The organism is Anaeromyxobacter paludicola (genome assembly GCF_023169965.1).
GTDB classification, from domain to species: Bacteria; Myxococcota; Myxococcia; order Myxococcales; family Anaeromyxobacteraceae; genus Anaeromyxobacter_B; species Anaeromyxobacter_B paludicola.
The window spans coordinates 2,449,377-2,474,330 of record NZ_AP025592.1; the positions used below are offsets into that span (position 1 = coordinate 2,449,377).

General features: G+C 76.0%; 23 protein-coding genes. 11 read left to right on the top strand and 12 right to left on the bottom strand.

Annotated elements, in window-relative coordinates:
- The 5 genes from argJ (at position 1) to AMPC_RS11235 (ending at position 7,386) form a co-directional block, all read left to right on the top strand.
- Positions 1–2,100: a bifunctional glutamate N-acetyltransferase/amino-acid acetyltransferase ArgJ gene (argJ, locus tag AMPC_RS11215; protein WP_248340686.1), complete on the top strand. Its 2,100-nt coding sequence runs from the start codon at positions 1–3 to the stop codon at positions 2,098–2,100.
- Positions 2,101–2,105: 5 nt separating this feature from the next.
- Positions 2,106–2,570 (top strand): arginine repressor, encoded by a 465-nt coding sequence (locus AMPC_RS11220; protein ID WP_248340688.1) that lies wholly within the window; start codon positions 2,106–2,108, stop codon positions 2,568–2,570.
- Between the two features lie 124 nt (positions 2,571–2,694).
- Complete coding sequence (locus AMPC_RS11225) at positions 2,695–5,589, top strand: methyl-accepting chemotaxis protein (RefSeq protein ID WP_248340690.1); 2,895 nt, start codon at positions 2,695–2,697, stop codon at positions 5,587–5,589.
- Positions 5,586–6,716: an ABC transporter substrate-binding protein gene (locus AMPC_RS11230; RefSeq protein ID WP_248340692.1), complete on the top strand. Its 1,131-nt coding sequence runs from the start codon at positions 5,586–5,588 to the stop codon at positions 6,714–6,716. The genes AMPC_RS11225 and AMPC_RS11230 overlap by 4 nt, the downstream gene beginning before the upstream one ends.
- Positions 6,717–6,783: 67 nt before the next feature.
- Entirely contained in the window at positions 6,784–7,386 is a 603-nt protein-coding gene (locus AMPC_RS11235; RefSeq protein WP_248340694.1) for a DJ-1/PfpI family protein, read from the top strand.
- 42 nt (positions 7,387–7,428) lie between these two features.
- Here the strand turns inward: AMPC_RS11235 and AMPC_RS11240 are convergent, their stop codons facing one another.
- On the bottom strand, positions 7,429–8,136 hold the full coding sequence (locus tag AMPC_RS11240) for a hypothetical protein (RefSeq protein ID WP_248340696.1): 708 nt from the start codon (positions 8,134–8,136) through the stop codon (positions 7,429–7,431).
- 528 nt (positions 8,137–8,664) lie between these two features.
- A complete protein-coding gene (locus tag AMPC_RS11245; protein ID WP_248340698.1) occupies positions 8,665–9,867 on the bottom strand; it encodes a protoporphyrinogen/coproporphyrinogen oxidase in 1,203 nt (400 codons plus the stop codon).
- A gap of 164 nt (positions 9,868–10,031) precedes the next feature.
- On the opposite strand from AMPC_RS11245, the gene AMPC_RS11250 reads away from it, so the two are divergent.
- Positions 10,032–10,919: an NAD(P)-dependent oxidoreductase gene (locus tag AMPC_RS11250; RefSeq protein WP_248340700.1), complete on the top strand. Its 888-nt coding sequence runs from the start codon at positions 10,032–10,034 to the stop codon at positions 10,917–10,919.
- On the opposite strand, the gene AMPC_RS11255 is transcribed toward AMPC_RS11250, so the two are convergent.
- The 3 genes from AMPC_RS11255 to AMPC_RS11265 all read right to left on the bottom strand — a co-directional run bounded on the left by AMPC_RS11255 (position 10,909) and on the right by AMPC_RS11265 (position 13,378).
- Positions 10,909–11,295, bottom strand: coding sequence for a response regulator (locus AMPC_RS11255; protein ID WP_248340702.1), 387 nt, complete (start codon positions 11,293–11,295; stop codon positions 10,909–10,911). The genes AMPC_RS11250 and AMPC_RS11255 overlap by 11 nt on opposite strands.
- A 110-nt stretch (positions 11,296–11,405) precedes the next feature.
- On the bottom strand, positions 11,406–12,374 hold the full coding sequence (locus AMPC_RS11260; RefSeq protein WP_248340704.1) for a helix-turn-helix transcriptional regulator: 969 nt from the start codon (positions 12,372–12,374) through the stop codon (positions 11,406–11,408).
- Positions 12,371–13,378 carry a helix-turn-helix transcriptional regulator gene (locus tag AMPC_RS11265; protein ID WP_248340706.1) on the bottom strand — a complete coding sequence of 336 codons (1,008 nt, stop codon included), beginning with the start codon at positions 13,376–13,378 and terminating at the stop codon, positions 12,371–12,373. The genes AMPC_RS11260 and AMPC_RS11265 overlap by 4 nt, the downstream gene beginning before the upstream one ends.
- 80 nt (positions 13,379–13,458) lie before the next feature.
- On the opposite strand from AMPC_RS11265, the gene AMPC_RS11270 reads away from it, so the two are divergent.
- A complete protein-coding gene (locus AMPC_RS11270; protein ID WP_248340708.1) occupies positions 13,459–14,091 on the top strand; it encodes a DUF1054 family protein in 633 nt (210 codons plus the stop codon).
- A gap of 21 nt (positions 14,092–14,112) precedes the next feature.
- On the opposite strand, the gene AMPC_RS11275 is transcribed toward AMPC_RS11270, so the two are convergent.
- Entirely contained in the window at positions 14,113–15,096 is a 984-nt protein-coding gene (locus AMPC_RS11275) for a coiled-coil domain-containing protein (protein WP_248340710.1), read from the bottom strand.
- A 148-nt stretch (positions 15,097–15,244) separates the two neighbouring features.
- On the opposite strand from AMPC_RS11275, the gene AMPC_RS11280 reads away from it, so the two are divergent.
- The 4 genes from AMPC_RS11280 to AMPC_RS11295 all read left to right on the top strand — a co-directional run bounded on the left by AMPC_RS11280 (position 15,245) and on the right by AMPC_RS11295 (position 19,053).
- The gene (locus AMPC_RS11280) at positions 15,245–16,801 is read left to right on the top strand and encodes a sensor histidine kinase (RefSeq protein WP_248340712.1); all 1,557 of its coding nucleotides are present in this window, start codon (positions 15,245–15,247) and stop codon (positions 16,799–16,801) included.
- Positions 16,798–18,162 (top strand): M16 family metallopeptidase, encoded by a 1,365-nt coding sequence (locus AMPC_RS11285; RefSeq protein WP_248340714.1) that lies wholly within the window; start codon positions 16,798–16,800, stop codon positions 18,160–18,162. Before AMPC_RS11280 ends, AMPC_RS11285 begins: the two co-directional genes overlap by 4 nt.
- A 129-nt stretch (positions 18,163–18,291) precedes the next feature.
- Positions 18,292–18,693: a bacteriohemerythrin gene (locus tag AMPC_RS11290; protein ID WP_248340716.1), complete on the top strand. Its 402-nt coding sequence runs from the start codon at positions 18,292–18,294 to the stop codon at positions 18,691–18,693.
- Positions 18,694–18,735: 42 nt separating this feature from the next.
- Complete coding sequence (locus AMPC_RS11295; protein WP_248340718.1) at positions 18,736–19,053, top strand: hypothetical protein; 318 nt, start codon at positions 18,736–18,738, stop codon at positions 19,051–19,053.
- On the opposite strand, the gene AMPC_RS11300 is transcribed toward AMPC_RS11295, so the two are convergent.
- The 6 genes from AMPC_RS11300 to argE all read right to left on the bottom strand — a co-directional run bounded on the left by AMPC_RS11300 (position 19,050) and on the right by argE (position 24,909).
- Positions 19,050–19,838: a PhzF family phenazine biosynthesis protein gene (locus AMPC_RS11300; protein ID WP_248340720.1), complete on the bottom strand. Its 789-nt coding sequence runs from the start codon at positions 19,836–19,838 to the stop codon at positions 19,050–19,052. The two genes, AMPC_RS11295 and AMPC_RS11300, sit on opposite strands and share 4 nt — an antisense overlap.
- Complete coding sequence (locus tag AMPC_RS11305; RefSeq protein ID WP_248340722.1) at positions 19,835–21,169, bottom strand: DUF4388 domain-containing protein; 1,335 nt, start codon at positions 21,167–21,169, stop codon at positions 19,835–19,837. The genes AMPC_RS11300 and AMPC_RS11305 overlap by 4 nt, the downstream gene beginning before the upstream one ends.
- Before the next feature lie 11 nt (positions 21,170–21,180).
- A complete protein-coding gene (locus tag AMPC_RS11310) occupies positions 21,181–22,014 on the bottom strand; it encodes a hypothetical protein (protein WP_248340724.1) in 834 nt (277 codons plus the stop codon).
- Positions 22,015–22,115: 101 nt separating this feature from the next.
- On the bottom strand, positions 22,116–22,907 hold the full coding sequence (gene dapF / locus AMPC_RS11315) for a diaminopimelate epimerase (RefSeq protein ID WP_248340726.1): 792 nt from the start codon (positions 22,905–22,907) through the stop codon (positions 22,116–22,118).
- 100 nt (positions 22,908–23,007) lie between these two features.
- Positions 23,008–23,718, bottom strand: a complete 711-nt coding sequence (locus tag AMPC_RS11320) for a hypothetical protein (RefSeq protein ID WP_248340728.1) — start codon at positions 23,716–23,718, stop codon at positions 23,008–23,010.
- 78 nt (positions 23,719–23,796) lie between these two features.
- Positions 23,797–24,909: an acetylornithine deacetylase gene (gene argE, locus AMPC_RS11325; RefSeq protein ID WP_248340729.1), complete on the bottom strand. Its 1,113-nt coding sequence runs from the start codon at positions 24,907–24,909 to the stop codon at positions 23,797–23,799.
- Between the last annotated feature and the right edge of the window lie 45 nt (positions 24,910–24,954).

The window sequence follows — 24,954 nt, forward strand, 5'->3', positions numbered from 1 at the left end:
GTGAAGATCCCCAAGGGCTTCCGCTTCTCCGGCGTCCCCTGCGGCCTCAAGCCGCAGCGGCGCGATCTGGCGCTCGTGGTGTCGGACGTCCCGGCGTCGGCCGCGGGGCTCTTCACCGTGAACCGGGCGGCGGCGGCGCCGGTGCAGGACGGCCGCGGCCGCGTCCCGGCCGCCGGCCTCCGGGCCATCCTCGCCAACTCCGGCAACGCCAACGCCCTCACCGGCCCGGCCGGCCTGGAGGACGTGGCCGCCCTCCGGACCGCGGCCGCCCGCGCCCTCGGGGTGGAGGAGCGGGCGGTGCTCACCGCCTCGACGGGCGTCATCGGCCAGCGGCTCCCGGTGCCGAAGGTGGAGGCGGCGATGCCGGCGCTGGTGGCCGGGCTCGGCGACCACGCCGCGCACGCCGCCGAGGCGATCATGACCACCGACACGCGGCCGAAGCTCTCGAGCCGCGAGGTGGTGCTCGGGGGCCGCCCCGCCACCCTCACCGGCCTCTGCAAGGGGTCGGGGATGGTGGCGCCGCAGCTCGCGACGGTCCTCTGCTTCGTCGCCACCGACGCCGCGGTGGCGCCGGAGGTGCTGCAGCGGGCGCTGGCGCGCGCCGTGGACCGGAGCTTCCACATGCTGACGGTGGACGGCGACATGTCCACCAACGACTGCGTCTACGCGCTCGCCAACGGGCTCGCCGAGAACCCGCGGATCGAGGGGCCCGGCCCCGACCTCGACGTGCTCCAGGCGGCGCTCGACGACCTCTGCGGCGAGCTCGCCCGGGCGGTCGCCGCCGACGGCGAGGGGGCCACCCGCTTCCTCGAGGTGGTGGTGGACGGCGCCCCCTCGGACGAGGTGGCGCGCGACGCCGCCCGCGCCGTCGCCGCCTCGCCGCTGGTGAAGGCGGCCCTCTTCGGCGCCGATCCGAACTGGGGGCGCGTGCTCGCCACCGTCGGCGCCCGCGCCGGCTCGCAGGGCTGGGCCGTCGATCCGTACCGCGCCCGGGTGGCCATCCAGGGCGTCGAGGTGTACGGCCCGGCCGGCCCGGCCGAGGTGGACGCCGAGGCGCTCCGCGTGCGCATGCGCGAGCCGCGGGTGGACGTGCTGGTGCGGCTCTCCGAGGGCGCGGCCCGCGCCACCGCCTGGGGCTGCGACCTCTCCTACGACTACGTGAAGATCAACGCCGACTACGCCGCCACCATCGTGCAGCGGCCCGACGGCGGCCTCGCCCGCGACGACCACGTCGCGAACTACACGCCGGCGCTGAAGCGCACCCTGCTCGTGGAGGCGCTCAAGTACATCGCCGCCTTCGCGGGGCAGATCGCCGTCATCAAGTACGGCGGGGCGGCGATGGTGAAGGAGAGCCTCAAGGTCGCCTTCGCCGAGGACGTCGCCCTGCTGAAGCGGGTGGGGCTCAAGGTGGTGGTGGTCCACGGCGGCGCGCTCGAGATCAACCGCACCCTCGAGCAGATGGGGGAGCGGAGCGAGTTCGTGGACGGCTTCCGCGTCACCGACGCCGCCAGCCTGCCGGTGGTGGAGATGGTCCTCACCGGCAAGGTGAACCAGGAGCTGGTGGCGCTGCTCAACGCCCGCGACGCCGGGGCGGTGGGGGTCTCGGGCAAGGACGGCCAGCTCATCCGCGGGCGCAAGACGGTCCACGCGAGCGGGCGCGACCTCGGCCAGGTGGGCGAGGTCACCGAGGTCAACAAGGACTTCCTGCAGCTCCTGCTCGCCTCGAGCTACGTGCCGGTCATCAGCCCCATCGGCCTCGGCGAGGACGGCGCCAGCCTCTCGATCAACGCCGACGAGGTGGCCTCGCGGGTGGCGTCGGCGCTCGGCGCGAAGAAGCTCATCTACCTCACCGACAAGCCGGGCGTGCTCGACTCGCCCGACGACGGCGCGCTGGTGCGCCAGACCACGGTGGCCGACCTGCTCCGCCGCATCGAGGCCGGCTCGGTCACCGGCGGGATGAAGATCAAGGTCCAGGCCATCCTCGCCGCCCTCCGCGGCGGGGTCGAGCGGGTGCACGTGCTCGACGGCCGGCAGCCCCACACCGTCATCGCCGAGCTCTTCACGGACCGCGGCGTCGGCACCCTCGTCACCGCCGGATGATCCCCATGCCCTCCCCCGCCCGCCGACGCGACGCCGTGGCCCGCCTGATCCGGGCCGGGCGCATCTCCACGCAGGAGGAGCTGCTCCTGGCGCTGGCGCGGAGCGGCATCCAGGCCACCCAGGCCACCCTCTCCCGCGACCTCGCGCGCCTCGGCGCCCGCCGGGTCTCGACGCCCGACGGCGGCGCCCACTACGAGGTGCCCGACGAGCCGCCCTCCGAGGTGGTGGCGCTCCGCGGGCTGGTGGCCCGCGTCAGCTCGAACGGCGCCCTGGTGGTGGTGCGCACCCACCCCGGCAGCGCGCCCGCCATCGCGCGGGCCATCGACCTCGCCCGGCTGCCCGAGGTCCTCGGGACCATCGCCGGCGACGACACCATCTTCGTCGCCCCGGCCCGCGAGAAGCAGTGCCGGGCGCTGGCGAAGCAGATCGCCGGGATGTTCGCGGTCGAGCCGTCCGCGTTGACCGGGTAATCGACGCGCCGGCCGCCGGGGCCTTCGCGACCCCCGGGTGCGACGCGACCGCGCCCCGCCGGGCCGCAGGCCGGCGATTTCACGGTGGGTCGGTGCCGGCGCGATCGTTGCTGGGACGGGCCGCGTGACCCTCCTCGCCAACGCCCGCATCGGCACCAAGCTCGCCCTGTCGTCCGGGATCGCGCTCGTCCTCACCCTGGCGGTCGGCCTCTCCGGCTGGCTCGGGCTGCGCGACCTCGCCGCCACCACCGACGTCGTCATGACGGCGCGGCTGCCGAGCAGCATCGCCCTGCTCCGCTACCAGGCCGGCACGGTCGCCATCCAGGGCGCGCTCAACGGGCTCGTCAACCCGAACGCCGGCGAGTCGGAGCGGGCCGCCTACTACGCCGACCTCGACGACGGGGCGCGGCTCATCGCCGAGGCCCGCGAGGCCTGGGAGGCGCTCCCGCACACGAAGAAGGGGCTCGAGGAGTGGAAGGCGATGGACCCGCTCTGGAAGGGCTGGAAGCGGGACATCATGGTGATCGTCGGCATGCAGCGGGAGCGCGACTCGCTCGTCGCCGACGGCCTCGGGCAGTCCCCCCGCGTCTCCGAGATCGACCGGGAGACGCGGACGGCGGTGACGGCGGCGCGCGAGTCGCAGCGCAAGCTCTCGCTGGCGCTCCAGGAGAAGGTGGACGCGAACGGCGGGCGCATGGAGCAGGACCGGGCGTCGGCCGAGCGCACCGCGCGGCTCGCGAGCTGGATCTCGGGGCTGTCGCTGGTGCTGGCCGCCCTGGTGCTCGCCCTGACCGGCTGGTTCACGGCGCGCGACGTCTCGCGCCAGATCGCGGGCATGGTGGGCGAGTCGCGCCGGCTCTGCGAGGCGGTGCTCGCGGGGCGGCTCTCGCAGCGCGCCGACCCGACCGCCGTCGGCGCCGAGTTCCGCCCGGTGCTCGAGGGGCTCAACGCCACCGTGGAGGCGTTCGTGGCGCCCATCCAGGCCACCTCCGACTGCGTGGACGAGATCGCGCAGGGGCGCGTGCCGCCGCCCATCACCGCCGAGTACCGCGGCGACTTCGACCGGACCAAGCAGAACCTGAACGCGCTCATCGCCGTGGTGGAGCAGCGCGACCGCGACCTGCGCGCCCTCATCGCCGCGGCGCTCGAAGGGCGGCTCGACGCCCGCGCCGACCTGTCGCGGTACCAGGGGGAGAACGGCGCGCTCATGGAGGGCGTGAACCGCATGCTCGACGCCCTGGTGGCGCCGCTGCGGCTCTCGGCCGACTACGTGGACCGGATCGCCCGCGGCGACCTGCCCGAGCCCATCGCCGAGGAGTGGCGCGGCGACTTCGACGTCCTGAAGCGGAACCTCAACACCTGCCTCGGGAGCCTGCGCGGCGTGGCCCAGGGCATGACCGCCATGAGCCGGGCCCAGCTCGAGGGCGACCTCGACGCGGCCATCGAGGCCGGCAGGTTCCAGGGCGTCTACCGCGAGCTCGCCGAGGGCGTGAACGCCAACGTCGGCATGCTGGTGCGCACCCTGCTCGAGATCCTCGAGGTGCTCTCGGCCTACGCCCAGGGCGACTTCCGGCCCACGCTCCGGCCGCTGCCCGGCAAGCAGGCGGTCGTGAACGAGCGGCTCGGGCTGCTGCGCGACAACCTCACCCGCTTCTCCGGCGAGCTCCAGGCGCTCTCGAAGGCGGCGCTCGCCGGCGAGCTCTCGCACCGCGCCGACGCGAGCCGCTACCGCGGCGACTGGGCGGCGCTGGTGCAGGGGCTCAACGAGACCCTCGACGGGCTCGTCACCCCGTTCCGCGCCATGGCCGACTACTGCGAGCGGATCTCGCACGGCGAGATCCCGCCGCTCCGCACCGGCCAGGTGAACGGCGAGATCGTGGCCATGCAGCAGAGCCTGAACCGCTGCATCACCGCGGTGAGCGGGCTCGTGAACGACAGCAAGGCGCTCTCGCGCGCCGCCGTGGAGGGCCGGCTCGCCGAGCGCGCCGACCTCTCCCGGCACGAGGGCGCCTTCCGCGAGGCGCTCGAGGGCGTGAACGCCACCCTCGACGCGGTGCTCGCCCCCATCGGCGAGGCCACCGCGGTGCTGGAGCGGCTCGCCCGCCGCGACCTCACCGCCCGCATGAGCGGCCAGTACGGCGGCGACCACGCCCGCGTGCAGACCGCGCTCAACGCCACCGCGCAGGCCCTCGAGTCGGCCCTCTCCCAGGTGGCCTCGGCCGTCTCGCAGGTCTCCTCCGCCGCCAGCCAGATCGCGAGCTCCAGCCAGTCGGTGGCGAGCGGCGCCTCCGAGCAGGCGAGCGCCATCGAGGAGACCGCCGCCTCCCTGGAGACGGTGGCCTCCATGGCCCGCCACGCCGCCGACAGCGGGCGCGAGGCGAGCGGGCTCGCCAAGGGGGCCCGCGGCGCCGCCGAGGAGGGCGCCGCCGCGGTGGAGCAGATGCAGGACGCCATGCGGAAGATCCGGGCCGCCGCCGAGGGCACGAGCCAGATCATCCGCGACATCAACGAGATCGCCTTCCAGACCAACCTGCTCGCCCTCAACGCGGCGGTGGAGGCAGCCCGCGCCGGGGAGGCCGGGCGCGGCTTCGCGGTGGTCGCCGAGGAGGTCCGCTCGCTCGCGCTGCGCAGCAAGGAGGCGGCGCAGAAGACCGAGGCGCTGATCCACGACTCGGTGGAGCAGGCGGCCGGGGGCGAGGCCACCGCCCAGCGGGTCTCGCAGCGGCTCGGCGGGATCGTCGGCGCGGTGGTGCGGGTCTCCGAGATCGTGGAGGAGATCACGGCCGGCTCCCGCGAGCAGGCCGCCGGCGTCGAGCAGGTGAACAAGGCGGTCGGCGAGATGGACCGCGTCACCCAGCAGAACGCCGCCAGCGCCGAGGAGTCCTCCTCCGCCGCGGCCGAGCTCTCGAGCCAGTCCGAGGAGCTCACGGCCATGGTGGCCACCTTCCGGCTCGGCACGGGCGAGGGCGCGCGCCCCGCCGCGCGCCGCGCCGCGCTCCTGCAGGAGAACCGCTCGTGACCGCCCTCCCCCTCGTCCTCGCCGCGGCGCTCGCGGCCGCCCCGCCGCCCATCAAGATCGGCCTGCTCGGCCCCCGCTCCGGCAACAACGCCAGCCTCGGCGCCTCGGAGCGCGACGGCGCGCGGCTCGCGGCCGACGAGATCAACGCCCAGGGCGGGGTGCTCGGCCGCAAGCTCGAGCTCGTCGATCGCGACGACCAGTCGAGCCCCGAGGTGGGGGCGCGGGCGGCGAAGGAGCTGCTCGACGAGGAGAAGGTGGTGGCGCTGATCGGCCCGGCCAACACGCCGGTGGCCAACGCCGCGCTCCAGCTCGCCAACGAGCGCCAGGTGCCGCAGATCGTGGACGTCGCCACCGGCAACAAGGTGAACGAGCTGTTCGTGACCTACCCGGAGAACTACCTCTTCCGCCTCTCGGCCAGCGACCAGATGCAGGCGCCGCTGCTGGCGCAGCAGGCGCTGGCGCGCGGCTACAAGCGCGTGGCGGTGCTGGCCGACGACACCGGCTACGGACAGGGCGGCCGGGCCCGCGTCGAGGCGACGCTGGAGCGGCGCGGCGTCAAGCCGGTCTACGTGGGGGCCTTCAAGCCGAAGGAGACCGACATGACGCGCCAGTGCCAGGAGGCGCGCGCCGCCGGGGCCGACGTGCTCCTCCTCTACGCCCTCGCGCCGGAGCTGACCGCGGTGGCCCGCTCGCTCGAGAAGGTGGGCTGGCGCGTGCCCATCATCGGCTCGTGGCAGCTCGGGGCCCGCCTCTTCCTCGACGGGGCCGGCCCCTACGGCGAGGGGGCGCTCATGATCCAGACCTTCACCGAGGGAAGCGCCACCACCCCGGCCCAGCGCAAGTTCCTCGACGGCTACCGCAAGACCTTCAACGTGCCGCACCTGCCGATCGCGCCGGCCGTCGCGCAGGCCTACGACGCGGTCCACCTCGTCGCGCTCGCCATCCAGCAGGCGGGCACCACCGAGGGGCCGCGCTTCAAGACCGCGCTCGAGAACCTGAAGACGCCGTACGACGGGGCGACCGGCCACTACGAGAAGCCCTGGAGCCCGACCGACCACGAGGGCATCAAGAAGGCCAGCGTGCGCTGGGGCGTGGTGCGGGGCGGCGACGTGGTGCCGGCCCAGTAGCCACGGGCCCCTCCGGGGGCGCGCGCCGGAGGTGGCCGGCGGGCGGCGCCTGCGAGAGACTCCTCGCATGCGCACCGTCGGCGTCCTCCTCTTCCCCGGCTTCGAGCCCCTCGACGCCTTCGGCCCGGTCGAGGCCTTCGCCATCGCCGAGATCCCCGACGCCGGCGAGGGGGCCCCGCCGCCGTTCCGCGTCCTCACCGTCGCCGAGGCGATCGCGCCCGTCGCCATGCGCGGGGGCCCGCGGGTGGTCCCCGATCACGACCTCGCCTCCGCGCCCGCGCTCGACGTCCTCCTCGTCCCGGGCGGCCCCGGCACGCGGCGCGAGGTGAAGAACGCCGCGCTCGTCGAGTTCATCCGGCGGCAGGCGCGCCAGGCGCAGGTGGTCGCCTCGATCTGCACCGGCGCGGCCCTGCTCGGCGTGGCCGGCCTGCTCTCCGAGCGCGAGGCGACCACCAACCGCCGCGCCTTCGACTGGGTGGTCTCCACCTGCCCCGGCGACATCCGCTGGAACCGGACCGCCCGCTGGGTCGATCAGGGCCCGGTGGTCACGAGCGCCGGCGTGTCCGCCGGGACCGACATGGCGCTGCACCTCGTCGCCCGCCTCATCGGCTCCACCGCCGCCGAGGCCGCCGCCAAGCGCATGGAGTACCGGTGGGAGCGGGAGGGGTAGCGGGAGCTCGCGGAGCGGTCGTGGGCAGCGATCGGCCCCGGCTCAGAGCCGCTCGAGGTCGTAGGCGATGGAGGCGAAGTAGATCGAGGTGATCGACTCGAAGGTCGAGTCCTCGCCGGCGAAGAGCCAGAGCGCGCCGGTCCCGTCGGCGGTGACCGCGACCGAGGGCCCCTCCAGCGACTGCCACTCCCACCCGAACACGTCGGGGTGGGGCTTGGTGCTCGGGCCGAGCACGGCCGCGTTCGCCCCGCCCTGCACGGCGCCCCCCTTGTCCACGTTCATCACGTAGTAGGGCTCCGAACCCAGGCCCGGCGACACGACGACGAGCCGGTCGGGCTCCCACGTCGATCCGCCCGCCGTGACGAATCCCCCCGCGCCGATGCCGGTGTCAGCGGTCGCGAAGCTGAGCTGGAACCAGAGCCGGTAGCTCGCGCCCGGCGCGAGCCCGGTGACGCGCTTCTTCAGGAACATGAAGAGGTCGTCGCTGAGGTTCTCCCCCGACAACCTGAAGGCCGTGCCCGCGAGCGGCGCGGGGACCGTCGCCGGGCCCGACACGAACCGGATCTCCGCCTCCCGGGCGACCGGGTACTCCGCCGAGCCGGCGACCCAATCGTGCGCCCCGTCGGCGAAGTCGTCCGCGGTCCACCGCGGGTGGAGAGGCGGCCTCGACGGAGCGCCAGGAGCGGACTCGCCGCACGCCAGGAAGAAGACCGCGAGCGCTCCGATGAAACACCGTCGCCGAGAATGCATCTCGCTGCCCCCCTGGCTCGAGCGCTGGGATCATCTCACGAAGAGGGGAACGTTGCTGGCGCGCCGGGCAATCCCCGGGGGACCTCCGCCGCGGCACCCCGCCGCTCCCCTCCAGCCGCCGGGAGCCCTCCCGAGGCGCGCAGCGCAGGCGGGCCGCCCGCCGGCGTCGGACCGCGTGACACGATGGAAGCGCCGCTCCCCCGTGCAGCTCCGCAGCCGGAGCCGCACGCCTCAGCCAGATCGGCACCGCAGCGGGGTCGAGCGCTCTGCGCCCACGGCGCCGCTCGATAACCAGCCACCGGGCGGAGCCGCCGGAGCGAGCACCGCAGCGGTGGGCTCCCGGCGGCCCCGCGGCGCCGGTCGCGTCGGAAAGCGGAAAGCGGAAGGCGTATGACGGCAGCGGGCACTCCTGGCCGCCCCTCCCCGGCCCTCCCCGCCCGAGCGGGGAGGGAAAAGGGCCGCCTGGCGCGGAGGGAGAATGGCAGCCTGGCCGGGAGGGAGCAGGGCCGCGCTGCCTGGCCCCCGGGGCTACGCCTTCCCCACCCTCCCGAACTCCTCCTTCGACCGCTGCACGCAGTCCTCGATCGCGAGCCCGCCGAAGTAGTTGCCGGTGATGGCGAGCGTCCCGCCCGCGAGCAGCCGGTCGATGTCCGCGACCACCTGCTCGTGACCGAGCACCGGGGACGGCATGAGCCCCCGCTTCTCCACCACCTCGGAGAGGTCCGCCCGGGCGACCCCGAGGACGCGCGCGATCCGCTCCAGCTTCTGCTCGAGGGGCAGCCCCTGCGGCCGGAAGTGGAAGGCGAACCCGCGCAGCCGCGGGTCCGGCACCGTGTCGCGCGACACGGCGGAGAAGAAGGCGTCGTCGATGGGCACGATGCCCGCGACCGGCGGGACCTTCAGCCTGGCGGCCTCGACCACCACCCCCACCGTCTCGATCCCCGACATCTTGATGGAGGCGAGCTTCCCGGCCAGCTCCGGCTGCGCCGCCTGGAGCAGCGCCGCGGCGGCCGAGGGCGGCGTCGCGAGCGCCAGGACCGGGGCCTCGAACCGGCGGCCGTCCTCGGTCACCACCGCCCAGCCCGCCGGGGTCTTCTCCACCGTGCGCGCCGGCGCGCCCGTCGCCACCTCGACGCCGGCCGTCCGCGCCGCCGCGTCCACCACCGTCTGGAGGCCGCCGTCGAGCGTGAAGCTCCGGAGCACGTCCTTCCGGCGCGAGCGCTTCTTGAAGAGCATGTCGGCCGGGATCGGGTCGGCGCTCTGCGACGGGACCGCCGAGAAGAGCGGGCCCATGACCCGATCGTAGTTCCGCCGCCCGAAGAGGCGCGAGTAGTAGCCGTACATCGTCTGCCCGTCCTTCTTGGCCGTGAAGGCGGCGGGCAGCGAGCGGGCGAGCTCCCAGAGATCGAGCAGCTTCAGCACCCCGCCCGGCGTGAGCGGGTGGAGCTGGCCGTCCTTGAGCAGCGCGAACGGGACCTTGGCGCGGGGGAGCAGGCGGCCCTTCAGCCCGGCCCCCTCGAGGAGCTCGATGAACCCGGCGTAGGAGTTGTAGCAGGTGTGGGCGCCGAGCTCGTACCAGTACCCGGCCGAGGTTCTCTGGGAGTGGAGGCAGCCGCCGAGCCGCGGCTCCCGCTCGAGGAGGAGCACCTTCTTGCCGGCGCGGGCGCACTGCCACGCGAACGCCGCGCCGCTCACCCCGCCCCCCACCACCACCGCGTCGTACCGTTCCATCGCGCCTCCCGTTCACCGGCCGGGCGACCTCGACGCGGCCGGGGACGGACAGCGTGGCACGCCCGCCGCGCCCGCGCCAGCCGTTTTCGCGCCCCGCCCCCCCGCCCCGCGGCCCTCCCGGGAAGGCGCTTCCCGGTTCCATCCCGAGGCGCTAGAACAGCCGCATGACCCCCATGAAGATCGGCTTCGTCGGCCTCGGCACGATGGGTCTCCCGCTCGCGAACAACCTCCGCCGCGCGGGTCACGCCATCACCGTCTGGAATCGCACGGCCGAGAAGGCCGAACCCCTGGTCCGCAAGGGCGCGCGGCTCGCGCCCACGCCCCGGGCCGCGGCCTCGGGCCAGGAGCTGGTGTTCACCTGCGTCGCGGACGAGAAGGCGCTCGAGGCGGTGCTGGAGGGCGCCGACGGGATCCTGGCCGGGCTGAAGGACGGGGACGTCTTCGTCGACACCTCCACCGCGGGCACCCGCGCGGCGCGCTCGGTCGAGGAGCGGGTGCGCAGCCGCGGGGCGAGCTTCCTCGCCGCCCCCCTGCTCGGCTCGAAGGGCGCCGCCGAGCAGGCGCAGCTCGTGGTCGTCTGCGGCGGGCCCGTGGCCGCGCGCGACCGCGCCCGGCCGGCCCTCCACGCCGTCTCCTCCCGGATCATCGAGCTCGACGAGCCGGCGCAGGCCGCGCTCATGAAGCTGGTCGTCAACTCGCTCGGCGGCGCCATGATGGCCGGCTTCGCCGAGGCGCTCGCGCTCGGCGTCTCCGGCGGGCTCGAGACGTCGAAGGTGATCGAGACCATCCAGGCCTCGAGCTTCCACTCGCCGCTCTACCTCATGAAGGGCGACCAGATCGCCCAGCGCGACTTCGCGCCGCGCTTCGCGCTCGCGCTCGCCGAGAAGGACCAGCGGCTGGCGCAGGAGGCGGCGGCCGAGCAGGGGGCGAAGCTCTCCGTGAACCAGACGGTGCGCCAGCTCATGGCCGACGCCATCGCCGGCGGGCGGGGCGAGCTCGACCTCGCCGCGGTCGCCGACCTGGTCTTCGAGCGCTCCGGCCTCAAGCGCTGACGACCGCGGGGGAGAGCGCCGCCTCGACGGTCTTCATCAGCTCGTCGAGGTGGAAGGGCTTCTTCACGTAGCCCACCGGGCGGAGCCCCGGCCGCTCGGCGCAGGCGCGCACCTCCTCGGGCGGGCTCCCCGACACGAACAGCACCCGGGGACAGCGGTCACCGAGGGCGAACTGCAGCTCCTCGAACAGGGTGACGCCGTCCATGAGCGGCATCCGGTAGTCGAGGAGCGCCAGGTCGGGCGGGTTGCGCCGCGCCAGCTCCAGCGCGTCGAGCGCAGAGGAGGTGCTGTCGGCCTCGTGCCCCATGCGTCGCACGGCGAGCTCGAGGGCCTTTCGCACGATCTCGGTGTCGTCCACGATGAGGATCCGGGCCATTCGCCGGAGACGCTCTTGCGCGGACCGTGCCGGACCGAAGCTGGTGAATTTCCGGCCTTTTTCCTCGGGTCCCGCGTACCCTGGGGCCGCGTCGCCTCGTCCCAGGGACCCTATCCGCCCAGGTAGCGCGCGAGGGCCCGATCGACCGCCTCGTCGAAGTGGCGGCGGGCCTCCGGCGGCGAGAGCACCTCCGCCTCGCCGCCGAACGAGAGGACAAAGCGGGTGGCCCACTCGGCGTCGGCCCCCTCGACCTCGACCACCACCTCGCCCTTCGGCCCGCTCTCCACCACCCGCAGCCGCGCGGGCCGGGCGAGCGCCCAGGCGGCCGCGACCCGCGACAGCCGGAGCCGGATGGGCTCGCCGCGGGCCTCGGAGAAGAGGCGCGCGCGGGCCAGGGCCGCCGGGGGCGGCGGCTCGAAGGTCTCCTCGAGGACCGCGCAGTCCTTGATCCGGTCGAGGCGGAACGGCAGCTCGCGCCCGCGGTCGCGGTCGTGGCCGAAGAGGTACCAGTGGCCGAAGCGGCGGGCCAGGGTGTAGGGGCGGACCACCCGCTCCTTCTCCTCCGTCCGCCCGGCGGTCACGTGGACGATCCGCACCGCGCGCCGCTCGGCGATGGCGCGGGTGAGCCGCCCCATCACCGACTCCCGGGCCGGCGGCGAGCCGGCGTAGATCCGCTTCGCGAGCTCGTCGTAGCCCTTGCGCCGCTCGCGCGGCACCGCCTGGCGGAGCGCCTCGAGCACCCGCTCCTTGCCCTCGCCGGCGAGCGCCTTCACCGCCGCGGCGAGCGCCGCCGCCTCGCTCTCGGTGAAGCGCGGGGGGCGCGTGAAGCTCTGGTGCAGCGCCACGTAGACCCGGTCGCGCTCCACGTAGAGGTCGAGGAAGTCGTCGGGCGCGAAGGGCGGGCAGCCCACGGTGAGCAGGAAGTCGAGGTCCTCCAGGAGCTGCGCCTCGCTGGTCCCGCAGCGCTCCGCCAGCTCGCGCACGGTGATGCCCGGGTGGCGCACCGCGTAGGGCACGAGGAAGAGCACGCGGCGGAGCCGCTCGCGGGGATCGTCCTTGCGCGCCGCCTCGGCCTTCACGCCCGCCTCCGCGCGAGCCCCTGGAGCACCGCCCGGGCGCGCCGCCGCAGCCGCGCCGGCGCGAGCACCTCGGCCCGCTCGCCGAGCGCGAGCGTGTGGCGCAGGAGCGCCTCCGCGTTCGTGACCTCGAGCTCCACCACCACCCCGCCCGCCTCGTCGAGGAAGCGGGCCCGCGGGCCGAACGAGGCGCGGTCCTCGGCAGAGACCGGCCCGTCGAGCCGCACCCGCGCCTTCTCCGCCGCGTGCACCGCGTACTCCCACGCCTCGCGGGTGGCGAGCTCGGCGAGCGAGAAGTCCCGCGGCACCTGGAAGTCCCGGCTGCGCGGCTGCGCCCGGTTCACCTCGAGGGCCTGGATGCGGGCGAGGTGGAAGGTGCGCAGCGCGCCCCGCAGGTGGCAGTGGCCGGCCAGGAACCAGGAGCCGCCGCTCTGGTAGAGGCCGTACGGGTCCACGTCGCGGGCGGTGGTCTCGGTCCGCTCGGCGCCGGCGTAGGTGAGGTGCACCCGCTTCTGCGCGGCGATGGCGCGGGAGAGCTCCTCGAGCAGCGCCGGCACCTGCCCCCGCCCCTGCCCCTCGCCCGACGAGAGGCTGCGGGCCGCCATCGCGGCGGCCTCGGAGGCGCCCGGGCTGCGGGCGGCGAAGGAGAGCTTCTCGAGGGCGTGCGCGAGGTCGCGGGCGTAGGGGAACTCGCCGCCGGCAAGCGCCGCCGAGCCCGAGAGGTAGAGCAGGGCCAGATCCTCCGGGGGCAGCTTCAGATCGGGGAGGTAGAAGTCGTCCTTGTCGATGAGGTAGCCGGCCGGCAGGTCCTCGTCGGCCGCCAGCCACCGCACCGGGATCCCGAGCTCGAGCAGGTCGGCCTTGTCCCGCTCGAACTTGCGGATGGCCGCGTCCTCGGACCCGCCGTAATCCTCCTGGAATTGTTCCTGGATGTCGCGCCAGGACACCGGCTCGGCGGCGCGCAGGAGCAGGGCGGCGAGGTCGAGGAGTCGCTGCGCCTTCTGCATGGGCCGGCGACCTTGGCACGCCGATTGGGGCGAGTCAATCGGCGTGGTATCATCCGGCGACACGCTGGCGGAGGGCCTTCATGGCAGGGCTCGGCATCGGTCCAGACGACTTCGCGCTCTTCGAGATCGACGATCCCGAGGAGCGGGCGGAAGCCGTCGAGCGCGTGCTCCACCCCAAGCTCCAGCTGATCGGCGCCCACCTCGCGTCCGGCCTGTCGCGCGTCGCCGGGGCCGACCTCTTCGCCCACCTCGGCAAGACCGTCCGCCGGCGCGGCGCCCCGCCCGAGGAGGCGTTCGTCGCCTTCTGCCGGAGCGACAAGGGCTACCGGACCGACCCCTACCTCGCGCTGCTGGTGACCCGCGGGCTCCTGCACGCCCGCGTGGTGGTGAAGACCGGCGCCGATCGGAGCGGCGCCATGCGCGAGGCGCTCACCCGCGAGGCCGGCAACCTCGCCCGGAAGGGAAAGCCCTTCCGGCAGCTCCGCCCGTTCATGGGGTGGGACTACGAGGAGCTCCCGGAGCTCGCGCCGGCCCACTCCGCCGCCTTCTGGCAGGAGCTCGCCGACGAGCTCGCGCCGGCCGCGCAGAACGGCGGGATCGACGTGGGCGTGGTCTGGCCGGTCGAGGAGGCGCGCAGCCTCTCCGTGGGCGACGTGCTCGGCGCCTTCCGCGACCTCGCGCCCCTGTACAAGCTCCTCGCCCACGCGGCCTGACGCCGCCCGGCTCCCGCGCGGCTAGGAGGCCGTCGGCTCGGCCGGCTTGGCGTCGCCCGCGGGGGCCTCGCCGCCCTCGGGCCGCGCCTCGCCAGCGGCCGGGGCCGGAGCGGCCGCCGGAGCCTCGCCCGCCGCCGGAGCCGCGCTCGCGGGCTCGGACGCCGCGCCGCCGCGCTCCTGCTTCTGGCGCCGCCGCTCCTTGGCCTCGCGGTCGGCCTTGGCCGCCTGCCGGACCGCGTCGATGAGCTCGTCGTGCTCCTTGCGGAGGGCGTCGTAGCGGCGGCGCAGCTCGGCGTAGCGATCGCCGGCGAGGTCGAGCTCGCCCTTCTGCACCATGTAGACCCGCTTCTCGGTCTCGAGCCGGCCGCGCGCCGCCTTGGCCTCCTTCTCGGCCTCGGCGAGCTTCTTCCTGGCCTCGGCGAGCCGCTGCTCGGCCTTGTCGGCGCGCAGCTTCTCGGCCTCGAGCTGGGCCGGCGGGACGCCCTCGGCGGCGGGCGCGGGCACGGCGGCGACCGGCGCGGGGACCGGGGCCGGCGCGGCCGGGCGCGCGGCCCGCTCCGCGGCGGCGGCGGCCGCGTCGGCGAGCCGCTTGCGCTCCTTCTCGGCGGCGGCGGCGTCGCGCTGGAGCTGCGCCTCGAGCGCCTTCGCGCGCTCCGACTGGTGGCTCGCCTCGGCGCGGGCCTCGGCGAGGCGCGCCTGGAGCTTCTCGACCTCGTCCTTGAGCCCGCCCTGGGTCCGCTCCTTCTTCGCGGCCTCGGCCTGCTCGTGCGCCTTCCGCTTCGCCTGCGCGAGCTGCTCGCGCAGCCCGGCCGCCTCCTCGCGCCGCTCCTTCGCCTCGGCCTGCCGCTTCTCGAGCTCGGCCCGGGCCCGCTCGGCCTCGGAGCGGGCGTCCGCGACCTGCTGCGCGCTCTGCAGGGCCGCCTGCTTGTTCTGGCGGGCGGACAGGAAGAACCCGACGGCCGCGAGCAGCGCGACCAAGGCGACGAAGAGGGCGAGGCCGATCATGGCGGACTCCGGTGGGTGGGGAGCGGGGTGGAGGTGGGAGAGCGATCCTGCATAGCCCACGGGGGCGGGTCCCGACAAGCGCCGCAGGCGCCCGGGCGAAGGGGCGGGCCGCGGCCGGGAATTGCGTTAAGATCCACGGCCTCCCCCGATGCGCAGCCTCGCCACCCGGATCTTCGCCACCTTCGCGGTGGCCCTCCTCGCCTTCGGGCTCGTCGCCGCGGTGGCGGTGCGGGGCCTGCACCTGCTCGGGCGCGACCTGCGGCTGCTGAACGAGGGGTACCTGCCGCTCACCCGCATCGTCGCCCAGCTCGACGTGAAGGACTGGGCCACCGCCCGGGCCATCGAGGCGAAGGGCGCCGACGAGGCGGCCCGGCGGGCCTGGCTGCCGGTGGCGCGCGCCCGCTTCCCGGCGGTGGTCCGGGAGAAGCTCGCCGAGGGGCGCGAGGTGGTGGCGCGGGCGCGGGCCCTCGCCGGCCCGGACGACGCGGTCTTCCTCGCCGACGTGGACGCGCGGCTGGCCGCCCTCTCGGGGCGCTGGGCCGCCTACGACGCGGCCGCGCGGCGGCTCTTCGACGCGCTGGAGGCGCCGGCCGGGCGCGGGCCCGGGCCGGAGGAGCTGGACCGGCGCGCCGCCGAGCTGCGGACCCTCGAGCGCGGGCTCTCGCAGGACGTGAAGCTCCTCTCGGTGCGGCTCGAGACCCGCGTCTCCGATCGGGTCCACGGCACCGAGCGCGAGGAGTCGAAGTCGGTGGCGCTGGTGGTGATCTACGCCCTGCTCGCCGCCGCGGTGGCGGGCGCGGCGACCGTGCTGGCGCACCGCCTGCTCGCGCCCATCCGCACCCTCACCGCCGGGGTGAAGGCGGTCGCGGCGGGCGACCTCTCGCGCGAGGTGGAGGTGCGCGGCGGCGACGAGCTCGCGGTCCTGGCGCACGAGTTCAACGCCATGGCCGCCTCGCTCTCGCGCCAGCGCGCCGAGCTGCGGGCGGCCGAGCGGCTCGCCGCGGTCGGGCGCATCTCGGCCCAGATCACCCACGAGATCCGCAACCCGCTCAACTCGATCGGCCTCAACACCGAGCTGCTCGCGGAGGAGCTCGCCGCCCTGCCGGAGGGGGCCGAGGCGCGCCAGCTCGTGGGCGCCATCGCGCGCGAGGTGGACCGGCTGGAGGGCGTGGCCGAGGAGTACCTCCGCTTCGCCCGGCTGCCCCGCCCCTCGCTGGCCCGCGAGGACGTGAACGAGATCCTGGGCGGGCTCCTCGACTTCCTCGGCCCGGAGATGGCGGCGGCCGGGGTCGAGGTGCGGCGCGAGCTCGCGCCCGGGCTGCCGCCGGTGCGCGCCGACGAGGGGCAGCTCCGCGCCGCGTTCCTGAACCTGCTGCGCAACAGCCGCGAGGCGATGCCCGCCGGCGGCGCGGTCTCGGTCCGCACCCGCGCGCTGCCCGGCGGCGGGGTGGAGGCCGAGGTGGCCGACTCGGGCCCCGGCCTCGCCCCCGAGGCGCTGCCGCACCTCTTCGAGCCGTTCTGGAGCACCAAGGAGAAGGGCACCGGGCTCGGGCTCGCCTTCACGCACCAGGTGGTGCGGGAGCACGGGGGCGCCATCGCGTGCGAGAGCGCGCCCGGGCGCGGCGCCACCTTCCGGGTGACGCTGCCCGCGGCCGCGGCGGAAGACGGCCAGGAACGACGGCGGGCGGAGGCGGCCAGCGCATGAAGCGGGGACGGACGGGAGCGGCGGTGCGAGGCGCGGGGGTGCGGGCGGGCGCGGCGGCGCGTCGCTTCGACGACTGGGGCTCGGCCTCGAAGGCGGTGCTGGAGAACGGGCTGCGGGTGCTCACCATCCCGGCGCCCGGCCTCCACTCGGCCATGATCGCGCTCTACGTGCGCGCCGGCTCGCGCCACGAGGCCGCGCCGGCCAACGGCGTCTCGCACTTCCTCGAGCACCTCTTCTTCCGCGGCTCGGCCGGCTGGCCCGACACGGTGGCCATGAACGCCGCCGTGGAGAGCGCCGGCGGCAACCTGAACGGCATCACCGCCCGCGACCACGGCTGCTACTACACGCCCATCCACCCCGAGGAGCTCGCCACCGGGCTCGCGGTGCTGGGCGACATGATCCGCCGCCCGCTCTTCCGCGAGATGGACGTGGAGCGGGAGGTGATCCTGGAGGAGATCCTCGACGAGGTGGACGCCGCCGGGAAGGACATCGACTCGGACAACCTGCTGAAGCGGCTCGCCTTCGGCGACCACCCGCTCGGCTTCAAGATCGCGGGGACGCGCGAGACGGTGCGCGCCATCGACCTCGCGGCGGTGCGCCGCCACCACGCCCGCTTCTACACCGGCGAGAACCTGGTGCTCTGCGTGGCCGGCCCGGTGCGCGAGCCCGAGGTGCTGCGGCTCGCCGAGTCGCACTTCGGCGCGCTGCCCCGCGGCCGCCGCTCGCGCGACCTCCCGCCGCCGGCCTGGCCGCGCGGGCCGGTGGTGGAGCACGTCTCGCACGACGACGCGCAGGCCGAGTTCAGCCTCGCCTTCCCCTGCCCGCCCGAGCAGGACCCCGACTACCCCATCCACCTCTGCCTGCGGCGCATCCTCGACGACGGGCTCTCGTCCCGCCTGCCGTTCGAGGTGGTCGAGCGGCGCGGCCTCGCCTATGCGCTCCACGCCGGCATCGACACCTTCGTCGACGCGGGCATGCTGGTGGTGGACGGCGCCTGCGCGCCGGCCAAGGTGGGCCGGGTGATCGAGGAGGTGGCGCGGGTGCTCACCCGCCTCGCCGAGGAGCCGGTGCCGGAGGAGGAGCTCGCGCGCGTGCAGCGCCGCCACCGGATGACGCTCGCGTTCTCGCTCGACTCGGCCGCGGAGCTCGCCGGCTGGTACGGCTCGGGCGAGGTGCTCTCGGCGCCGGAGGGGTTCGAGGAGCGCTGCCGGCGCGTGGAGCGCGTCACGCCGGCGGACGTGCAGCGGGCCGCGCGCGAGACCTTCCGCAAGGACCGGGTGCTCGCGGTGGTGGTCGGGCCGGGCGGCGTGCGGCGAAGGCGCGAGCTCGAGCGCTGCGTGGCGCGCTCGGCGCTGCTCTGATCCCGGGCGCTTCACCGGTTCGACCCCAGGTTTCCGGGTGGCGGGGCATCCCCCTCCCGAGGGACTGGAAATGGGGGCTTGGTTCTGCTCTCCTCCCCCCCTCGACAAGACCTGAACGAGAGGAACGCCATGCCCCAGTGGACCCCCGCCCTCGCCGTGGGCGTGAAGATCATCGACGAGCAGCACCAGGAGCTCTTCCGGCGCCTCGACGCCCTCCTCGCCGCGATGGCCAAGGGCGACCGGGCCGAGGTGGGCCGGCTGCTCGGGTTCCTCGCGAGCTACGCCATCGAGCACTTCGGCGAGGAGGAGCGGCTCATGAAGGCCCACGGCTACCCCGAGTACGCCGTGCACAAGGTGGCGCACGACCGCTTCGTGGCCGAGTACACCGCCATGAAGGCCGAGTTCGACACCAAGGGCGCGACCTCGCTCGTGACGCTCAAGGTGAACAAGTGGCTGGGCGACTGGCTCAAGACCCACATCGCCGGGACCGACACGCTCCTCGGGCGGTTCCTCATCCAGAAGGCCGGTTGAGGCTGCGCCCGCCGCCCGGCGGCGCTAGAACTCCGGGCTCGCATGGCGGCTGACTTCGTCGAGCGCGTGGTGCAGCGGCTGCGGCAGGACGCCGCGTTCAGCCGCAACCGCCACTTCCTCGCCCTCTCCTCCCCGGAGGGCCGGCGCGCCCTGCGCATCCACCGCCACCTGCGCTCGATCGAGCGCGACCTCGCGCGCGGGTTCCGGGTGCGGGTGGACGAGGTGGATCGGCGGGTGCGGCTCACGCTCGAGGCCAAGGGGGCGCGCCGCGTCGCCTGGCTCTCCGGGAGCGAGTTCCGGCTGCTCTGCGAGAGCCCGGCGGTGCGGGCCGCGCTCGGCGCGGGCCCCGGCCCGGTCTAGCCCTCGGGGAGCTGGAGCACGCCCTCGAGGTAGTCGGCCGCGTGGCCGGCCACCACCACCAGGTCCTCGCCGCTCTGGCAGAAGAGCTCGCCGCCGCGCGCGCTCACCTGGAAGGCGTGGAGGCGCGACTTGCCGAGCCGCTCCGCCCAGTAGGGCACGAGCGTGCAGTGGGCGGAGCCGGTGACGGGGTCCTCGGGGATGCCGACCCGCGGCCCGAAGTAGCGCGACACGAAGTCCACCGCCCGCCCCTGGGCGGTGACGATGAGCCCGGGGGCGTCGAGCGCGGCCACGGCGGCGAGGTCGGGGGCGAGCTCGCGCACCAGCTCCTCGTTCGCCAGCACCGCCATGAGGTCGCGGGAGCGCCAGACCTCGAGCGGCTCCACGCCGAGGGCGCGGGCGAGCCCCGGCGGCGGCTCGATCCGCTCCGGCGCGCGGCGGGGCAACGTCATCGAGAGCCGGCCGCCGGCGCGCTTCACCGTGAGCACGCCGGAGGCGGTGCGGAAGCGGACCGCCTCCGCCTCCGGCCGCAGCCGGGTGAGCACCACGTGCGCCGACGCCAGGGTGGCGTGGCCGCACAGGTCCACCTCGACCGTGGGCGTGAACCAGCGCAGGTGGTACCCGTCGCCCTCCGGCACGAGGAAGGCCGTCTCCGAGAGGTTGTTCTCCGCGGCGACGTCGCGCAGGAGCGCGTCGGCGGGCCAGCGCTCCAGGAGACAGACCGCGGCGGGGTTCCCGCCGAACGGGCGGCTCGTGAACGCGTCGACCTGGTAGATGGGGATCCTCACGGCGACTCCTCCCTGGCGGCCGCGGCGAGCACCCGGAGGAGCGCCTCCGCCGCGCCGCGCGGTCCCTCTTCCTGCCCTGTCGCGAGGCTCTCCGCAACCGGCAGGTTCGGGGCGTCGAGCTCCGCGGCGAAGGGGGCCGCGAGCCCGGGCTCGAGCGCGAGCGCGCCCACGGCGCCGGCGCCGAGGAGCCGCCAGAGCGGCCGATCCTCGTCGCCGCAGGGCACGAGGCAGAGGTCGAGCCGCGGACCTCCCGGGACCGCGAGCCGGCCGAGCAGGCCGAGGCGCCCGGGCGCGCCCGGCTCGGCGGCGAAGCCGGGCAGCGCGCGCAGCTCGGCGAGCGCCGCGCGCGCCCGGCCGGGATCGCGCGCCAGGACCGCCACCGTGCCCACCGCGCGCGGGCCGCTCGCGCTCTCGCGCCGGACGCGCCGCGCGAGCGCCTGGGCCGCGGCCGGGGCGAGCGCCGCGGGGGCGGCGGCGGGGGACGGGCTCGGGGCGGGGGCGACCGCGCCGGAGCGGAGCAGGGCCACGAGCGACTCGAGGAGCTCGAGGTCGGGCGCGTCGGCGGCGTCGAGGAGCGCCGGGACCGGGCGCGGGCGCGCCAGGGCCGCCCAGAGCTGCGCCGCGGGGCCGGCCTCGGGGCGGAGCTCCGGCGCGCCGCGAGCGAGGCAGGCGCCGGGGCCGCCGAGCGCGGCGAGCAGGCGCGCGCCCTCGTCGGCGCGCCGGGCCGCCTCGAGGAGGAGGAGCTCGAGGGGGCCGAGGGGCTCGGCGGACGCCACCGGCTCCGGCCGGAAGGCGAACCGGCCGCCGCGGCCGGCGAGGAGCCGGTGCAGCGCCTTCTCTCCCCGGGCGGCGCCGCACTGGGCCGAGACGAGCTGACCCTGGGCGAGCAGGAGGTCGCCGGCAGGGGCGCGAGCCGAGAGGGTGAGCCGGCCGGTGCGCCGGTTCTGGGCGAGCCCCTGCAAGAGGTCGTGGAGCGGCAGCTCGTCGAGGCTGCCGGCGAGGTCGCCGCCGCTCGCCGGGGCCGCGGAGGGGAGGAGCCGCGCGGCCGCGGCGGCGAGCTCCTCGGCCGGCAGGCCCGGGATGGCCAGGAACGGCACGGCGCGGGTGCGCGGGTTGGCGGAGAGGATGCGGGCGAGGTCGCCGGAGGCGACGAGCGGCAGCTCGCGCGAGGCCACCACGAGGTCGGGCGGGCGCAGCACGGCGAGCTCCAGCGCGCGCTGCCCGTCGCCGGCGTGCTCCACCTCGCAGCCGAGCCGGCGCAGCGCCGCGGCGTGGGCGCGGGCCCGCTCGGGATCGGGCCAGGCGAGGAGGACGCGGGAGGCGGCGGGCATGTCGTCTCTCCCTAGGCGGGCGCGAGCTCGTAGCTCGCCGCGAGGCGGGTGGCGAGCGCCTGGACGGCCGGGGCGTCGGCCAGGTGCAGCGCGCGGCCGTCCCGCTCGACGAGCGCGTAGGCGGCCCGGCCAAAGAGGGCGAGGAGGAAGCGCTCCCGCGAGAGCCGGCGATCGCCCTCGACGTAGCAGCGGCGGGCCAGCGGGTGGCGCGGCGCGCCCTCGCCGTCGGCGCCGCGCGGACCGAGCAGGACGAGCCGCGGGCCGCGGTCGCCGGCGCGGCCGCCCGCGGCGGGCAGCCCGGCGAGGAGCGGCGCGAACCGGCCCGGCGCCCCGCCCCCGGCGTAGAGGAGCGCCCGCGCCGCCGGGTCGCGCGCGAGGCCGCGCGCCACCTCCGCCTCGACCTCGTCGGGCTCGACCCGGCACGGCAGGAAGGCGCCGGCCGCGACCAGCGCGTCGAGCGCCGGCCAGAAGCCCTCGGCCGCGGGAGGGAGCGCCCGGGCCGCGGAGGCGCGCCAGGCGACGAGCCGCGCCTCGCAGCGGGCCAGCAGCGAGGAGAGCGCGGGCCCATCCGCGGGGAAGGTGACGGCGGCCGCCGCGGGGCCGTCCGGGGAGGCGCGCAGCGCCGGCTCGGCCAGCGCCTCCCGCTCGGCGCGGCGCAGGAACGCCAGCGCGCCGAAGGCGTCGGTCTCGGCGAGGAGCACGCGAAAGCGGCCCGGGCCGGCGCGCGACACCACGTCGTCCTCGCGCGCGGCGCGCGCGAGCGCGGCGGCGAGGGGACGGGCGAGGCCGGGGGCGGCGTCGAAGGCGGCGACCGAGAGCGGCCGCCCGTGGCGGTGCGCGCGCACCAGCTCGCGCGCGGCGGCGTCGTCGAAGACCTCCGCGCGGTAGGCGCCGGTCTCCGGGTCGCGCAGGGCGCCGGCCGGCGAGGGTGTGCCGCGAGGCGCGGTCAGAGCTCGGTCTCGCCGGTGAACACCCGCTCGGCCGGACCGCGCATGAGCACCGAGGAGAGGTCGCGCGCCACGGTGATGCGGAGCGGCCCGCCGGGGAGCCGGACCTCCACCTCGCGGACCGGGTCCACCAGGCCGAGCTTCACCGCGGCCGCGGCGGCGGCGCAGGCGCCGGTGCCGCACGCCTCGGTGAGCCCCGCGCCGCGCTCCCAGACGACGAGGTCGAGCCCGTCGAGCCCGGTGGCGGCGAAGCCCACGTTGACCCCGCCCGGCACCCCGGCCTCGATGGTGGGGCCGATGGCGGTGGCCCGCTCGACGCTCGCGTCGCCGAAGATGACCGCGTGCGGGTTGCCCATCGAGATGCGGCGGGCGCGCAGGAGCTCGCTGCCGACCGCGAACGCCTGCTCGCCCTCGTCGCGCGCCGGCCCCATGGCGACCGAGATCGACTCGACGGCCCCGCGCCGCCCCCGGTGGATGGTGCAGCGGCGCAGGCCGGCCGCGGTCTCGACGTCGATCTCGCCGTCGAGCCCCCGCGCGTCGGCGAGGTGGCGGGCCACGCAGCGCACGCCGTTGCCGCACATCGCGGCGACCGAGCCGTCCGAGTTGTAGACGTGCATGAAGGCGACCGCGCCCGGGGCCTTGGGCGGCAGGAGCGTGAGCACGCCGTCGGCGCCGATGCCGCGGCGGCGATCGCAGAGCCGCCGCGCCCGGTCGGGGTCCATGAGGCTCTTCGCCTCGATCACCACGAAGTCGTTGCCGAGCCCCTGGTACTTCTGGAAGGAGAGCGCCATCGGCCCGGCAATATAGCACCGGGGCCCGGGGCGCTCACGCTCGCGCCGGCGGGCGGCGGCGGCTCACGGTGGCGAGGGACCCTCGGGACCGACCCGGCGCTCAGCGCGACGCCAGGGCGCGGCTCGGCACGCGGGCGCCCTTCACCGGCCCGAGGTCGATCACGTCCGCCGTGAGGGGCAGCGCCGCCGAGCGGAGGACGTTGCCGCGCCCCGGGACCGCCTCCACGAAGATCAGCCGGTCGGCGTGCGGATCGAGGCGGAAGTCGCTCACCCCGCGGGCCACCGTGCGCGGCTGCAGGGAGTCGAGCGGCAGCGCGCGGAGCTCGCCCGCGCCGTCCGAGAGGCGGGCGAGGTAGAAGCCGGTCCGGCCGTCCTCGTCGAGCTCGAGGCCGAACCGGGGGACGCCGGCGTCCACGGGGCGGGCCGGCCCCTGCGGCAGCTGCGCCACGGACAGCACGCCCGCGCCGTCGGCGGACACCGCCGCCACGAAGAACAGGCGCGCGTCGTTCGCGAGCGTGAGGTGGAAGGAGACCCGCTCGGCGACGAGCCAGGCCTTGCCGCTCGCCTCGTCGAAGGCCCAGAGCTGTCCCAGCCCGCGCCCGGGGTCGTAGTCGGCGAAGAAGAAGCTCGTGTGCCGCTTCTGCGAGCGGACCTTCGACCAGCGCACGTGGGCGACGTCGGCGCCCTGCCGCCCGGCCGCCTTCATCGCCGCCAGCGCCTCCTCGGGCCGGCGGTCCGGGCGCGCGAAGGCGGAAGCGCAGGCCAAGACCCCAATGAAGACGAGCGGCCAGGCGGCCGAGAACCGGTTCAACACGCGAGAAATCCCCCTCGCGCCAACATCTCCCTACATGAGCCCACAGTCAAGCGTCGAGCGCCGGCGCGGGATCCCTCAGCCGCAGAACCGCTCGATGGCCCGCTCGAGGATGGCCGCGGCCCGCTCCAGCTCCGCGCGCGCCACGCACTCGCCGGTCCGGTGCGCGACCCGGATGTCGCCGGGGCCGAAGACGCAGCCCTCCGCGCCCAGGGCCGCGAGCTCCGGCAGCTCGGTGCCGAAGGGGATGGTCTCCGACGTCCGCCCGCTCTCGGCCTCGAGGAAGCGGACGATCCCGGCGTCGGGCGCGGTGACCGCGGCGGCGTCGGTCCGGAGCGGCTCGATGGCGATGGCGATCCCGGCCCGCTCCGCCTCGACCCGGCGCGCCGCCGCCTCGAGCAGCGCGAGCGCGCGGCGCGGGTCCTGGCCCGGCAAGGGCCGCCACTCGTAGGTGAAGGCGCAGTCGCCGGCGATGATGTTGCGCGCCTTGCCGCCCCGGATCACGCCCACGTTCCAGGTGGTGAAGGGGGGCGCGAAGGCCGGGTCGCGCTCGCGCGCGAGCTCGTCGCCGATCGCCTCCACCTCGGCGAGGAGCCGTCCCGCGGCGTGGATGGCCGAGGCGCCGACGTCGGGGTAGGCGCTGTGCCCCTCCTGCCCGCTCACCCGCACCTCGACCGCGCAGTAGCCCTTGTGCGCGCGCATCGGCACGAGCCGGGTCGGCTCGCCCACGATGGCCTGGGCCGGGCGGACCCGCCCCTCGGCGAGGAGCTGCTTCGCGCCGAGGCAGCCCACCTCCTCGTCGGCGGTGAAGAGGAGCGTGAGCGGCCGGGCCCGCGCCGACGCGCGCGCGCTCGCCGCCACGGCGGCGGCGACGAAGCCCTTGGTGTCGGCGGTGCCGCGCCCGTAGAGCACGCCGTCCCGCTCGGCGCAGGCGAGCGCGTCGGCCCACTCGGGGTCGAAGGGGACGCAGTCGGTGTGGCCCACCAGGGCGAGCCCGCCCTCCCCGTCCGGACCGCGCCGGCAGACGAGGTTCCCCTTCTCCACGCCGGCCGCGTCCCTCCAGGTGGCGCGCCGGGTCTCGAAGCCGAGCCGGCGCACCTCTCCCTCGAGCAGGTCGAGCACCGGCAGGTTGCTCCGCGCGGAGGTGGAGTCGATGCCCACGAGGGCGCGCAGCAGGGGGACGAGATCCATGCCCACCTTTATCACCCGACGGCCGGCGCTCCCGCCAGACCCGAG